The sequence below is a fragment of the Aeromonas sp. FL131 genome, from assembly GCF_049860615.1.
Lineage (GTDB): Bacteria > Pseudomonadota > Gammaproteobacteria > Enterobacterales > Aeromonadaceae > Aeromonas > Aeromonas hydrophila.
Map to the genome: position 1 here is coordinate 688,147 of NZ_CP187595.1, position 12,536 is coordinate 700,682.

At 58.5% G+C, this 12,536-nt stretch carries 14 protein-coding genes; 8 read left to right on the forward strand and 6 right to left on the reverse strand.

The genetic code is table 11. From position 1 onward, the window contains the following. The first annotated feature begins 83 nt into the window (after positions 1–83). Both ACPW75_RS03325 and ACPW75_RS03330 read left to right on the forward strand, forming a co-directional pair. Positions 84–452: a hypothetical protein gene (locus tag ACPW75_RS03325; RefSeq protein WP_077098039.1), complete on the forward strand. Its 369-nt coding sequence runs from the start codon at positions 84–86 to the stop codon at positions 450–452. A 137-nt stretch (positions 453–589) separates the two neighbouring features. Further along, positions 590–3,007 carry a YgiQ family radical SAM protein gene (locus tag ACPW75_RS03330; protein WP_077098037.1) on the forward strand — a complete coding sequence of 806 codons (2,418 nt, stop codon included), beginning with the start codon at positions 590–592 and terminating at the stop codon, positions 3,005–3,007. Between the two features lie 110 nt (positions 3,008–3,117). Here ACPW75_RS03330 and ACPW75_RS03335 read toward each other — a convergent pair whose 3' ends face one another. Then, the gene (locus ACPW75_RS03335) at positions 3,118–3,849 is read right to left on the reverse strand and encodes a DUF3226 domain-containing protein (protein ID WP_143239029.1); all 732 of its coding nucleotides are present in this window, start codon (positions 3,847–3,849) and stop codon (positions 3,118–3,120) included. Positions 3,850–3,851: 2 nt separating this feature from the next. Then, on the reverse strand, positions 3,852–5,078 hold the full coding sequence (locus ACPW75_RS03340; RefSeq protein ID WP_179101529.1) for an AAA family ATPase: 1,227 nt from the start codon (positions 5,076–5,078) through the stop codon (positions 3,852–3,854). A 330-nt stretch (positions 5,079–5,408) separates the two neighbouring features. On the opposite strand from ACPW75_RS03340, the gene ACPW75_RS03345 reads away from it, so the two are divergent. Next, positions 5,409–5,636 carry a hypothetical protein gene (locus ACPW75_RS03345; protein ID WP_077098033.1) on the forward strand — a complete coding sequence of 76 codons (228 nt, stop codon included), beginning with the start codon at positions 5,409–5,411 and terminating at the stop codon, positions 5,634–5,636. 1 nt (position 5,637) lies between these two features. Here ACPW75_RS03345 and ACPW75_RS03350 read toward each other — a convergent pair whose 3' ends face one another. Next, on the reverse strand, positions 5,638–6,678 hold the full coding sequence (locus tag ACPW75_RS03350; RefSeq protein ID WP_077098031.1) for a helix-turn-helix domain-containing protein: 1,041 nt from the start codon (positions 6,676–6,678) through the stop codon (positions 5,638–5,640). A 191-nt stretch (positions 6,679–6,869) separates the two neighbouring features. Between ACPW75_RS03350 and ACPW75_RS03355 the strand changes: the two genes are divergently transcribed. Further along, a complete protein-coding gene (locus tag ACPW75_RS03355) occupies positions 6,870–7,211 on the forward strand; it encodes a DUF805 domain-containing protein (protein ID WP_077098030.1) in 342 nt (113 codons plus the stop codon). Continuing rightward, positions 7,208–7,690: a hypothetical protein gene (locus tag ACPW75_RS03360; RefSeq protein WP_264098582.1), complete on the forward strand. Its 483-nt coding sequence runs from the start codon at positions 7,208–7,210 to the stop codon at positions 7,688–7,690. The genes ACPW75_RS03355 and ACPW75_RS03360 overlap by 4 nt, the downstream gene beginning before the upstream one ends. A 55-nt stretch (positions 7,691–7,745) precedes the next feature. Here the strand turns inward: ACPW75_RS03360 and ACPW75_RS03365 are convergent, their stop codons facing one another. Then, a complete protein-coding gene (locus tag ACPW75_RS03365) occupies positions 7,746–8,180 on the reverse strand; it encodes a hypothetical protein (protein ID WP_077098368.1) in 435 nt (144 codons plus the stop codon). Next, entirely contained in the window at positions 8,177–8,710 is a 534-nt protein-coding gene (locus ACPW75_RS03370) for a DinB family protein (RefSeq protein ID WP_077098366.1), read from the reverse strand. The genes ACPW75_RS03365 and ACPW75_RS03370 overlap by 4 nt, the downstream gene beginning before the upstream one ends. A 187-nt stretch (positions 8,711–8,897) precedes the next feature. Here ACPW75_RS03370 and ACPW75_RS03375 point away from each other — a divergent pair, with 187 nt between their 5' ends. From ACPW75_RS03375 to aqpZ, 3 genes are all read left to right on the forward strand, one after another. Continuing rightward, positions 8,898–9,806: a Gfo/Idh/MocA family protein gene (locus tag ACPW75_RS03375; RefSeq protein ID WP_077098364.1), complete on the forward strand. Its 909-nt coding sequence runs from the start codon at positions 8,898–8,900 to the stop codon at positions 9,804–9,806. 273 nt (positions 9,807–10,079) lie between these two features. Further along, on the forward strand, positions 10,080–10,601 hold the full coding sequence (ruvC, locus tag ACPW75_RS03380) for a crossover junction endodeoxyribonuclease RuvC (protein WP_005298649.1): 522 nt from the start codon (positions 10,080–10,082) through the stop codon (positions 10,599–10,601). Positions 10,602–10,926: 325 nt separating this feature from the next. Continuing rightward, positions 10,927–11,613, forward strand: coding sequence for an aquaporin Z (gene aqpZ / locus ACPW75_RS03385; RefSeq protein WP_425904414.1), 687 nt, complete (start codon positions 10,927–10,929; stop codon positions 11,611–11,613). A 123-nt stretch (positions 11,614–11,736) separates the two neighbouring features. Here aqpZ and ACPW75_RS03390 read toward each other — a convergent pair whose 3' ends face one another. Beyond that, the gene (locus ACPW75_RS03390) at positions 11,737–12,474 is read right to left on the reverse strand and encodes a lytic transglycosylase domain-containing protein (protein WP_264098588.1); all 738 of its coding nucleotides are present in this window, start codon (positions 12,472–12,474) and stop codon (positions 11,737–11,739) included. Between the last annotated feature and the right edge of the window lie 62 nt (positions 12,475–12,536).

Genomic DNA, 12,536 nt, shown 5'->3' on the forward strand with positions numbered 1-12,536 from the left:
CATATAGGTGAAAAGCACTGCAAGCTGATGGCATCCTCGGGTAAGCGGGTTAATATATAGCCAGTTTAATGTTGAGGTGAGCTATGTTGCCATCAGCCATTTATGAACCGCTGCCCTTTGCCTATATGGGCAGCGGTTTGCTGTTGTTGGGGATTGCCGATCAGCCGGGGCTGTTGCTGGCCGGGTTGGCATTCTATCTGGCCGGTTCGCTGGCCTGGTTTCGACGCGGCGCCTATCGCCGGCCCGACAAGCAGCAGCAGCGAAAGCAGGGCTGGCCGCTGTGGCTCTACGAGAGCCGGCCGTTCGCGCTGATCCTGCTGGGCCTGCTGATGCTGCGCCTGGCCACCCACCCGGTGTTCCTGGCGCCCGCCCTGGTCTGGTGCCTGCTGGGTGGCTATCAGTTGCTGCAGCGCCACTACAACCGCATCGTGCTGGCCCGCGTCCTGGCCTGAGCCGATAATCAACCCGCACTTTTCAGGCGAGCCCCGCTGGCTCGCCTTTTCCGTATCTATCGTAGGGGCAAAAAGCCGTCGCCCCCGCCTTGCTCTGCCGGTATAATGCGCGACCCGAATTGTTCCAGGTGGTCAAAATGCAGCCGGTTACCAACCTCTTCTCCTATCCCCGTTACTGGGCCGAGTGCTACGGCACGGCGCCCTTCCTGCCCATGTCCCGCGCGGAGATGGACAAGCTTGGCTGGGACAGCTGCGACATCGTGCTGGTGACAGGCGACGCCTATGTGGATCACCCGAGCTTCGGCATGGCGGTCATTGGCCGCATGCTCGAATCCCAGGGTTTTCGGGTCGGCATCATCGCCCAGCCGGACTGGTCATCGAAAGATGACTTCATGCGCCTGGGCAAGCCGAACCTGTTCTACGGGGTGACGGCGGGCAACATGGACTCCATGATCAACCGCTACACCGCCGACAAGAAGCTGCGCCACGACGACGCCTATACCCCGGGGGATGTGGGCGGCAAGCGGCCGGACCGCGCCACCTTGGTCTATACCCAGCGCTGCAAAGAGGCCTATAAAGAGGTGCCGGTGGTCATCGGCGGCATCGAGGCATCCCTGCGCCGCATCGCCCACTACGACTACTGGTCCGAGACCATCCGTCGCTCCATTCTGATCGATGCCAAGGCCGACATCCTCATCTACGGCAACGCCGAGCGGCCGCTGATCGAGGTAGCCCACCGCATCGCAGGCGGCGAGACCATCGACACCATGCAGGACATTCGCGGCACCGCCGTGATCCGCAAGGAGCCGCTGCCGGGCTGGCGCGGGGTGGATTCGAGCAAGCTCGACCAGATTGGCCGCATCGATCCCATCCCCAACCCCTATATGGAAGGGGCTCCCTGCGCGGACGATGAAGGTACCGCGCCGGCTGCGCAGGAGGCCAAGCCCATCCTGGTGCAGCCGCCCAAGCAAAAGCCGTGGGAGCAAACCTACGTCAAGCTGCCGGCGTTCGAGCGGGTGAAGGAAGACAAGGTGCTCTACGCCCACGCGTCGCGCATCCTGCACCACGAGACCAACCCGGGCTGCGCCCGCGCGCTCTCCCAGGCCCACGGTGATCGCATCATCTGGGTCAACCCGCCTGCCTTCCCGCTCGAAACCGACGAGATGGACGGGGTGTTCGGCCTGCCGTACCAGCGGGTGCCGCATCCGGCCTATGGCAACGAGAAGATCCCGGCCTACGACATGATCAAGACCTCGGTCAACATCATGCGCGGCTGCTTCGGCGGCTGCTCCTTCTGCTCCATCACCGAGCACGAGGGGCGCATCATCCAGAGCCGCTCGGAAGAGTCGATCTTGAAAGAAATTGAAGAGATCCGCGACAAGGTGCCGGGCTTTACCGGCGTCATCTCGGATCTGGGCGGCCCCACTGCCAACATGTACAAGTTGCGCTGCAAGAGCCCCAAGGCCGAGCAGACCTGTCGGCGCGCCTCCTGCGTCTGGCCGACCATTTGTCCGCACATGGACACCGACCACAGCCCGACCATCAACCTCTATCGCAAGGCGCGCGACCTCAAGGGCATCAAGAAGATCCTCATCGCCTCCGGCGTGCGTTACGACATCGCCGTGGAAGATCCGCGCTACATCAAGGAGCTGGCCAAGTACCACGTCGGCGGCTACCTCAAGATTGCGCCGGAGCACACCGAGGAGGGCCCGCTCTCCAAGATGATGAAGCCGGGCATGGGCAGCTACTACAGCTTCAAGGAGCTGTTCGACAAGTACTCCAAAGAGGCGGGCAAGCAGCAGTACCTGATCCCCTACTTCATCTCCGCCCACCCGGGCACCACGGATGAAGACATGGTGAACATGGCGCTCTGGATCAAGTCCAACCGCTTCAAGCTCGATCAGGTGCAGAACTTCTACCCGTCGCCGCTCGCCAACGCCACCACCATGTATTACACCGAGAAAAACCCGCTCAACAAGGTGAGTCGCCAGGGCGGGGACGTGTTCGTGGTGAAAGGGGAGCGTCGCCGTCGCCTGCACAAGGCGCTGCTGCGCTACCACGATCCGGCCGGCTGGCCGATGATCCGCGAAGCCCTGCTGGAGATGGGCAAGGGCCACCTGATCGGCAACGGCCCCGACTGCCTGGTACCGCCGGAAGGCCGTGGCGAAGCCAAGGCCGAGCGCAGCCGCAGCAAGGGCCTCAAACCTGCCTTGACCCGCCACAGTGCCATCACTCACCAGCGCAGCAACGGGGTGGGCAACAAGGGCGCCCGCAGCGAGGCTGGTGCAGCCAATGCCCCGGCGGCCAGCAGAAATGGCGGCAAGGCGGGCAATGGCAAACCGGTGGGCTCTCTACTCCAGAAAGGCTCGGGCAACGGCAAGCCCAGTTCGCAAGGTACAGGTCAGGGCGCAGCTCAAGGTAAACCGGCCGGTAAACCTGCTCACAAGGGCAAGGCCCCGACCCGCGCCGGCTCTGCCAAGCCGGGCGCCAAATCCGCTACTCAGGGCGGCAAGCCTGCGGCCAAAGGCAATGGTGCCAAGCGCCCGGCACGGTGAGTTTTCTGACTGGAAAGCGATAGAAATAAAAAGGCGACCGAATGGTCGCCTTTTTATCTGAACATTAGAATTTTTCAGGAAAGTCTTCCTATTTGAAAAGAATCAATTTATTAACATGTAAATATTTTATTGAGAAATGACTTTAAATCATCCAATGAGGTGCTATTCATATCTACATATCCATGTTGTGCAGCATAACCTACAGTGGATATATCATCATAAAAACTAGCTAGTATGGCTCTAGCTTTCGCTTTAGCTTCATTGTTTGGATATTTAAAATCTTGAGGTTTAGGCCTAGCTATACCCTGTTGAGGCGTGTGTTTTTCAAGATTTTCTGCTAATTTAGAAAAATATTCATCTACATGCTCTAATATAGGTGTGCTTTTTTGCGTGTCGATAAATAAATCTTCAAGCATTCCAGTGTCTTCACCTGGCTTTGAAATTATAAACACACCTATGTGAACGTTTCCTTTATTGCAAACGATAATATCGCCATGCTTATTTGGCGTTGAGAAATTATTTCTCGCAAGGGTTTTCTTTATTAGCTGGAATGCTTTTTCTTTAGAGTCATCGGCATCTACAATAATAGCAAAACGTTGTACCTGGCCAAACATACTTTCTTTTATTTTTGCTTGGAATTTTGATGGGAATGATGTTATACCACCAGCCCTTATTATCTGAACGCTTGTTTCAAGATTAATTTCTTTTAGTATTGCTTTAATGAAATGTTCATCGTCTGAGCCTTCAACGAAAATTAAGTTTTTCTCAGATATTGCATCATGAATTGATATGGAAGACTGATTTGATTGACTGGTTTGCTCTGAATTTAAAATAAGAGGCATGATTATCTTACCTCCCAGTTACTTTCAATTGCAGTTTTGAGTGTATCAAAATTATAGTGATTTATTTTTATGTTTTCTGTCTCTTTATCTAATCGATAATAAGATATGTCTGAATATTTATCTTGCAAAGCGCTTTGACACAAAGCAACGAGAGCCTCGTAGGAATGCGTGGTGATAAACAACTGGATTTTATTTTCTCTTGCAGCTTTGTTTATAATTCCCCAGATTTGAGGGAGTGCACTATAATGTAAACCATTTTCTATCTCATCGATTAATATAATATTTCCTTTATTAGCTTCAATTGCGAGAAGGATACCAAGAAGTTTTTCTATTCCCTCACCTAGAAAGCCGATAGGTATTTTTGTTTTTAACCCAACATCTCCATATATTGACACCTGCCCACCACTAACACCTAGAGAGATATTTTTAAGTTTTGGCTCTATGACTTTTAATGAGTTAACTATATTAGGTATCAAGCCTTTTTTATCAAGCTGGGTAAAATACTCTGCGTTTAATTGAGCATTTCCCTTCAAAGATGATGACAGATAGACAACAGATAAAGGAGCTCCAGTTAACATCTCAAAGTGCGATGTCATTTGTTGTCCATTTGATGTTATTTGTACCTTACCAGCGCTTTTTCCTCCTTCAACGTACGATATTGATAAACCTTCTTGGTTAAATGCCAGAGTTTGGTTTATTATCATACTTTCATTATTTGGTGAGTATGTTGCATTATTTCTCACATCTAGCTTGCCATATTTTATTGTAGCTTTACTAAGTTTTTCATCTTCACTTCTAGCGACTAGATCAATTTGATTGCTGAGGTCGTAATTATGAAAAATTGGTGCCCAAACACTATCCTTATCTAGCAGGATATTTCCAATTCCTCTCCATGCATATTGTTTTATTGTTAGTTCTGGACTTCCTCTGTCATATAAAGTAAAAATGGCTTCTAATATTGAACTTTTACCTGTGTTATTTTTTCCACCAATAATATTTATGTTCTCGAGATTTTTTATTTTTAAATTTGAAAATTGTTTGTAGTTAGATATTGTGAATTCGGTTAGCATATATATCCCTATAGTAATATATAATTTTGGAATACCTACCTTTTGATTTCCCGCCTTGGTTTGCGTAAAAAACCTGGGGCACCCAGCTTTTTGAGTTAGGCGTAATGCTGCTGAATCCGACGCTACCGCCCTTGGATTACAGTTTCCAATATGCTCCATTGACCTGCCCTTGCAGCAACCCATCGCAGCTCAACAGGTTCTGAATGGTCATGGTAAGCCAAACGAAACTGCTGATGTGAGTATCAAATTGACTTAATAATCAGAAAAGTTTCGTTTTTTGACCGGCATCAAACTCTCTTGCTCTGTATCCTTCACATCTTCCCAAACAGCGTCAGGCCCTGCCTATTGGCCATGGCTCGGTGGTGATAAGAAGTGGGTACCCAAGCTCAAATGATGGCTGTCCTCATCAGGAAAGGCTTTGTTATCTTGCCGGGGATGTCGGCAGGGGCGATCCGTGCCCCCTTATCTCACTCCAACAGGAGCAATCAGATGGCAATAAAAACGCGATCCCGCAGGGAGAAGGTGGGCAGCGGCCTTGGGCTGCTGCTCGGGATCATCGGTTTCAATCTGCTGGTGCCTTTTTTCTTTGAAAAGCAGGCGGGCTTTGATGGCAACCAGATGCTCTGGGCCGCCGTGACGGCGCTGGTCTGCTCCGAGCTGGGGGCCAGAGTGGGCAAGTGGCTGGATCGCCGGGAGCAAACGAGAGCCGGCGATTGATTCAGGAGGCAGCCGACAGGTCGCGCGTTGCTCTGAACTGGCTGGGAGTCAGGCCGGTGATGCGCTGAAACTCGCGATTGAAATTGGATTTGGTCTGAAAACCGGCGTTCATCAAGATCTGGGTGATGCTTTCATCCGTGTTCAGCAGAGCCTGTCTGGCATGGGCAATTCGATATTCGTTGATGACCCTGGGGATGCTCTGCTGGTGCACCAGATTGACGGCACTGGAGATCTGCTTGGCGGGAATGCCCAGTTTGCGTGAGAGACGGGCCAGGGTCAGCTCAGGATCCAGATAGCAGGTTTTATCTTTCATCAGGTTATCCAGCAGAGCCACTATCTCCCGGGCGCGATCTTCGTTCAGCAGCGGCGCTTTCTCCGCAGGCTCGGGTTCGGAGGCTGGTATCTCCTCCTCTTCTGCGTCAGGGGTATTGACCCCTACCACCACCACGGCCGCCGCCAGCATGGGCACCAGCATCAGATGACCCAGCGACAGGATATAGGGCGCCAGCTGGCCTTGATTGAAGGCGAAGTCGAGGGAGACGACGGCATCGATGGCCGCCGAAAACAGCAGCATCCAGCCCGCGATATGTTCCGCCCGTCTGACCCCCTCCCACTCATTGAACGAGACATACAGCAGCTGCTGCGTCTTATCGGAAAAACGCACCAACGCGATGCCGTAGCAGAGATAGATGGCGGTCAGCAGGCCATCCAGTGGCAGTGGCAACCAGTTGTGGGTCAGCATACCGAGGGCAACCAGCGCGGGACCGATGCCGTGCAGCCAGGAAAAACGGGCCCCTGGCACCTTGGCCCGGCTGAAGATATGCCAGGCGGCCACCGGAATAAGCGAGGCGAGGATCGGCTGCGCGAGAGTGAGCAGCGCCAGATCGAAGGTCCAGCGCAGCCCCACCACGCCGGTGGTGATGGCGCACAGCAGCAAAAAGAGGGCGGTCGTTCTGGCCGCCCGGCCAAGGCGCGCCAGCAGCACGGCGGCCAGCAGTGCCAGCAGCAAGGAGACGATAAAGGGTATGGGTATGGCCAGCATCATGTATCCCGTGTGCAAAGAGAGGCCGTTGACCGGCGGCGGCATGCCAGCATAACGGCTTGGGTCAGGCGAATGAAGCCCATGATGGCGCAGGCGCGGTTCGAGGACGACCTGAAACCGGTTTGAGGACGCCCGGGGGCGCTTTGCTCCCCATGATAAGGGCTCTCAATCACCATAAAAGGCAGGTATCCATGTTCTCTTTCTACTGGCTGGCGTGGCAACGCGCCCTGGATTTTTCGGGTCGCGCCACCCGGGCTGAATGTGGGTGGTTCATGTTGGGCCATCTGCTGGTCACCCTGATCTGCATCTGGCTGGACGTGCTGCTTGCCAATCTGGGCTGGCTGGATCTGGGCTACGGCCTGGTGAGCAGCGTGCCCCTGATTGCGCTGATCGTGCGTCGCTTGCACGACACCGGCCGCTCCGGTTGGTGGGGCTGGGTGTTTCTGGTGCCGGCCGTGGGGCCCTTGCTGCTTATCTATTTGCTGGCGCAGCAAAGCGGGGAAACCCATGTTGGCAAGGAGGCATCGGCATGAGACACGCACTCTGGTTGTTTATGCTGTGCTGCTCGCTGACGGTGGCTGCCGTCGACAATCCCCACGATTTTCCCAAGGGGACGCTGGGCCTGCTGCAGGTCGACAGCCTGATCCGTGGCGAGCTGCTGTGGATGCAAGGGCGGGTGGGGGAGGGAACCTATACCACCACTGATGCCGAGGGGCGTCACTGCGCCATCCGGGTGCCGGTGGCGGTCGGCAAGGTGGCGAGCTGCGGCCTTGGCATCGACTCCGCCGCGGGGCTGGCCATCGTCGTCATGACGCCGCGGCTCGATGTGGCGCTCAGCAAGGGTGAGCGGGTGAACAGCAGCGACTTCATCTTCTCCCGCGAGGCCGCTGACCCGGCGGCCGACGGCTATATCGTCAGCGGGATCGCGGCAGACGAAGGGTTTGTGCTGAACTCGCGGCGGCGCTGGATAGCCTGGTTGCTGGAAGACAAACCGGTGCTGCGCTGTCAATGAGGCCTCCCTCGTCAGAAGGATGCGCCGGCCAAGGAAGGTCCACTGGCCGGTGTGCCTACTGCCACACTTCCTGCCCCTTGGCATTGAGCAGGGTGTGAAACAGATAGTGATCGTCCCGATCGTAATAGACGGTGAGGGTGTGCTGCTCGGTGTAGTCCGCCGCCACGCTGGCCACCGTCATGGGTATCAGGATCAGCTCCCCCAGCCCCATTGTCACGGCGCTCGCCGTGGCCTGGCCATTGCCGTCAGCGCGCTTGTGGATCTTGCCTAGCACGGTAAAGCGATCGCAGCCCTGCACCTTATCCTCGGTCAGAAAGGCGGCCTGCTGACAACGCTGGGGCTCGCCCAGTTCGGCGCGAATGGTCGTGCGGGTCTGCCCCGCTGCCAGGGTGTTGCGAAAGCGCCCCGAGTAGTGATCGATGGCGGCGGCGCAGCCGCTCAGCAGCCCGATCAGCAGCAGCGGTGTGAGCCGCAGACAGGCGGGTTTCATGGGCGGGCCTCGTTATCCGCCGAGGGGGCATAGCCCCGCCGCCCGGGTTCGCTGCGATGCAAAAAGGTGGTCAGGGTATCGCGCGGCGGCGTGATGCCGCACTGCACCAGGATCCGCCCGATCGCCCCCCTGTGATAGCCGCCGTGGGTCACCAGATGCAGCAGCATCTCGGCGCGGCTCATCTGCCCCCTGTCGCCATCCACGAAGTTGAACGAGAGCACGGCCTCGCCATCTGCCTCGCTCAGGCCGGCAAGGTAATCCAGATACCAGTCATCCAGCTTGCCGATGGCGCCGTGCAGCATCGCCAGGGTCGGTGTCTCGGGGGTATTGGTGGCGGTAAAGCCGTGCCGTTCCCCCAGCAGATTGGCCTTGAAGATGGCATCGACCACATGGATATGGTTGAAGATGCGCAGGGCCGTGTGGTGAGCCTCGCCGTCTTGCGCGGCATCCAGGGTGGCGAGGGCATCGAGCAGTTCGCCATCGGCCCAGGCCTTGTAGCGAAACAGCGAGAGCAGGGTTGAGCTTGGCATGGCACTCCTTGGCGCTTCTTGTGTCCAAAAGCGGGCATATTATCCAGATGGAGCCAAAAATGACACTCCCCCGGCAATGGGGGCGGTTGGGCCAGCCATCGGCTGTGTCCGGGTCGGTGAGGATGCTACCCTGTCAGCCGTTGCCGGATAACACGGCGCCCATAACCCGCCGCCACAAGGAGTCCCCATGCGCATTGCCCTCGTAGGTCTTGGTGATATCGCCCAGAAAGCCTATCTGCCGCTGCTTGCCAGTGACGAGCGAGTCACCCCGCTGCTCTGTACCCGCAATTCGGCGGTATTGGACAAGCTGGCACGCCAGTACCGGATCGCCGAGTGCTTTACCGAGCTGGGCGACCTGCTGGCAAGCCGCCCGGATGCGGTGATGATCCACGCCGCCACCGCGGTGCACCTTGAGCTGGCTGCCCAGTGCCTGCGCGCCGGCATTCCCACCTTTGTCGACAAGCCGCTCTGCGACACTCTTGCCGGGGTAGAGGCGCTTGCCAATCTGGCACTGGCGCAGAACCGTCCGCTGTTTGTCGGCTTCAACCGCCGCTATCTGCCCGCCATGAGCGAAGCCCGCGGCCAGCCGCTTACCGAGCTCAACTGGCAAAAGCACCGCCACGCCCTGCCAGGGGCGCCGCGCGCATTTCTGTTCGACGACTTCATCCATGTGCTCGACAGCCTCTGCTACTACGGCGGCGCGCCTGATGGGGATCTGCATGCGGTGCTGCGGCGCTGTGCCCAGCAGCCCGAGCTGCTGGCCGGGGTGAGCGTGGCCTGGCAGAGCGGGCAGGTGGCGGTGAGCGGCAGCATGAACCGCAGCGCCGGCCTCACCGAGGAGCGCATCGACGCCTATGGCGACAACCTCTCCCTGCATATCGAGAATTGCACCCGGGGCACCCTGGCCCGCGATAAAACCGTGCAGACCCTGGCGCCGGGCGATTGGCAGTCGGTGCTGGCGAGCCGGGGCTTTGCCGCCATGCTGGCCCACTGGTATCAGCAGATTGAGGCGGGGCGGGCCGACGGGGCGCTGATTGAGAGCTACCTGCACGGCCACCGGCTGGCAGAGCAACTGGTCACCCTGGCAGGGGAGTGAGGGTGATCGCCGCGCCGGTTTGCCCGGGCCATGGGCGGAGTGGTGGGCGAAAAAATCGCCGGACCACTGTATGAGATGGCGCATCCCTGCGCAGTTGATTGGCGGGGGCGCTGCCGCGCAAGCCAAGCGGGCGCTTGTTTGCTATCTTGGCGGCCATGAACTGCCAGCAGAGCGACAGAGTGTGATGAACCAGCTATTGAAACGGGGTGGCCGGCTGGCTGCCCTTGCCAAACGGGAGCGGATCCCCGCCATGATGGCCAGGGTGGCCCGTCCATGAGCATCATTTTGGGGATAGACCCGGGTTCGCGCATCACAGGTTACGGGGTCATTCGCATCGTGGCGGGCAAGGCTGAGTACCTGGGCTCGGGCTGCATCCGCACCGATTTGGGCGAGCTGCCGTCACGTCTCAAGCAGGTCTATGACGGGGTGAGCGAGATCATCACCCAGTTCAAGCCGGACGAGTTCGCCATCGAGCGGGTCTTTATGGCGCGAAATGCCGATTCGGCTTTGAAGCTGGGTCAGGCTCGTGGCAGCGCCATCGTGGCGGCGGTCAATGCCCTGCTGCCGGTGAGCGAATACTCGGCCACCCAGATCAAGCAGGCGGTGGTGGGCACCGGCGGCGCCGCCAAGGAGCAGGTGCAGCACATGGTGACCCATTTGCTCAAGCTCTCGGCCACCCCCCAGGCGGATGCGGCGGATGCCCTCGGGGTGGCGCTCTGCCACTTCCATACCCGCCAGATCCTGATCAAGATGGCCGGGCGCAGCACGGGATCAGTGCGCGGTCGTTACCGCTGAGCCGACATTGCCGGTCTGATACCGGCAATTTCAGGCAAGCGGCCATGTGCCGGCTGGTTGCCCCTCTGGTTGCGGCGGCTGTCGGCAAAAGCCCCAACAGAGTCACAAGCTGTCGCACTGCCTTTCCGCCTCATGTTGCTGCTCATTCGGGCGCTAACGATAATCTTCTCAGTTAATCAACAGCTTGTGATGCAAGTTACGTTTTTAGGCCTTCATCGCTTCCCTTCGCTTGCCCGATCGGGACTCCCATAATATGCGCCGGCCGCGTGGTGCGGCCCGGTGAGCCGCAGGCTCCCGCTTCATCCATCATTGGGAGAGTTGAGAAGTGAAACCTTTTGCAGCTGAATTCATGGGCACCTTCTGGCTGGTGCTGGGGGGCTGCGGCAGCGCCGTGCTGGCCGCCGCCTTTCCGAACGTCGGCATCGGCCTGCTCGGCGTGGCGCTGGCATTCGGTCTGACCGTGCTGACCATGGCTTACGCCATCGGCCATATCTCGGGCTGTCACCTGAACCCGGCCGTGACCATTGGTCTCTGGGCTGGCGGTCGCTTTCCGGCCTCCGGCGTGCTGCCCTACATGGTCGCTCAGGTATTGGGCGGGGTTGCGGCAGCGGCGGTGCTCTACGTGATTGCCAGCGGTCAGGCCGGTTTCGATCTGGCGGCGGGCTTTGCCTCCAACGGCTATGGCGAGCACTCACCGGGCGGCTACAGCATGCTGGCGGCGCTGGTGTGTGAAGTGGTGATGACAGCTTTCTTCCTGTTCGTCATCATGGGCGCCACCGACAGCCGGGCCCCGGCCGGCTTTGCCCCCATCGCCATCGGCCTGTGCCTGACCCTCATTCACCTCATCAGCATTCCGGTGACCAACACCTCGGTCAACCCGGCGCGCAGTACGGGCGTGGCCTTCTTCGTAGGGGACTGGGCACTGGGCCAGCTGTGGCTGTTCTGGGTTGCGCCCATCGTCGGTGCCATTCTGGGTGCATTGGCCTATCGCGCGATCGCGACCAAAGCCTGATCCGTCAGGGCAACAAAGTGTGGTATCGACACGCCCCCGGGCGTGTTTTTTCGTTTCTGGCTGGCACGAAAACGGGCCGCAAGGGCCCGCAGGGTTGTTTGGTCGTTGGCAAGAGGGGAAGGGCTACAACCCCTTGGCGCTCAGCATGTCCTTGTAGCGCTGGCGCAGCAGTTGCACCCGCTCTACGTAGGCGCGAGTTTCAGCATAAGGGGGGATGCCCCCATGTTTTTGCACCGCGCCGGCGCCGGCGTTGTAAGCGGCGGTGGCCAGCGCCACGTTGCCGCCATACTGCTTGAGCAGCCCCGCCAGGTATTTCACCCCGCCGAAGATGTTCTGCTCCGCCAGCAGGGCGTTGCCCACCCCCAGCTCCCGCGCCGTGGCCGGCATCAGCTGGGTCAGCCCCATGGCACCCTTGCGGGACACAGCGAGGGGGTTGAAGGCGGACTCGGCGTGGATCAGCGCCCGGATGAGGGCCGGCTCCACCTGATAGGCCTTGGCCGCCGCCTGGATGGTGCTGGCGTAGTCATAGAGAAACAGGCCGGTGGTGTGCCAGTTGACCTTGGAGTCGGGGTCGCAGGCGTAGCAATCGTTGAACAGCAGCAGCTCGTAGTGACCCTGCTCCGGCATCATGTCGGAGTAGCGCACCACGCCGTTTTTCTGCACCGACTTGTAGACCTGGATCTGGCGGGTGCCGGGCGGCAGCGGGGGGCTGGCCGGCTCGGGGGGCGGCAGCACCCCCGGGGTGTGCAGGGTGACGGGGGGCGCCGCCGGCGGCTCGGCGGTGAGGATCACCACCTCGGCCGGGGCGGGTGTCTGGCTCCAGCCGGGGGAGGAAAACAGCGGGATCAATCCCATCAACATCCATGCTTTCAACGGCTTGCTCCTTCAGCCTCGTTAGCCTTGTTGAGTAAAGCATCACGGCG

What these genes read in the sequence shown, in the direction of transcription:
- ACPW75_RS03325 (WP_077098039.1), top strand. Translation starts at nt 84, where the DNA reads ATGTTGCCATCAGCCATTTATGAACCGCTGCCCTTTGCCTATATGGGC.
- ACPW75_RS03330 (WP_077098037.1), top strand. Translation starts at nt 590, where the DNA reads ATGCAGCCGGTTACCAACCTCTTCTCCTATCCCCGTTACTGGGCCGAG.
- ACPW75_RS03335 (WP_143239029.1), bottom strand. Translation starts at nt 3,849, where the DNA reads ATGCCTCTTATTTTAAATTCAGAGCAAACCAGTCAATCAAATCAGTCT.
- ACPW75_RS03340 (WP_179101529.1), bottom strand. Translation starts at nt 5,078, where the DNA reads ATGGAGCATATTGGAAACTGTAATCCAAGGGCGGTAGCGTCGGATTCA.
- ACPW75_RS03345 (WP_077098033.1), top strand. Translation starts at nt 5,409, where the DNA reads ATGGCAATAAAAACGCGATCCCGCAGGGAGAAGGTGGGCAGCGGCCTT.
- ACPW75_RS03350 (WP_077098031.1), bottom strand. Translation starts at nt 6,678, where the DNA reads ATGCTGGCCATACCCATACCCTTTATCGTCTCCTTGCTGCTGGCACTG.
- ACPW75_RS03355 (WP_077098030.1), top strand. Translation starts at nt 6,870, where the DNA reads ATGTTCTCTTTCTACTGGCTGGCGTGGCAACGCGCCCTGGATTTTTCG.
- ACPW75_RS03360 (WP_264098582.1), top strand. Translation starts at nt 7,208, where the DNA reads ATGAGACACGCACTCTGGTTGTTTATGCTGTGCTGCTCGCTGACGGTG.
- ACPW75_RS03365 (WP_077098368.1), bottom strand. Translation starts at nt 8,180, where the DNA reads ATGAAACCCGCCTGTCTGCGGCTCACACCGCTGCTGCTGATCGGGCTG.
- ACPW75_RS03370 (WP_077098366.1), bottom strand. Translation starts at nt 8,710, where the DNA reads ATGCCAAGCTCAACCCTGCTCTCGCTGTTTCGCTACAAGGCCTGGGCC.
- ACPW75_RS03375 (WP_077098364.1), top strand. Translation starts at nt 8,898, where the DNA reads ATGCGCATTGCCCTCGTAGGTCTTGGTGATATCGCCCAGAAAGCCTAT.
- ruvC (WP_005298649.1), top strand. Translation starts at nt 10,080, where the DNA reads ATGAGCATCATTTTGGGGATAGACCCGGGTTCGCGCATCACAGGTTAC.
- ACPW75_RS03390 (WP_264098588.1), bottom strand. Translation starts at nt 12,474, where the DNA reads ATGTTGATGGGATTGATCCCGCTGTTTTCCTCCCCCGGCTGGAGCCAG.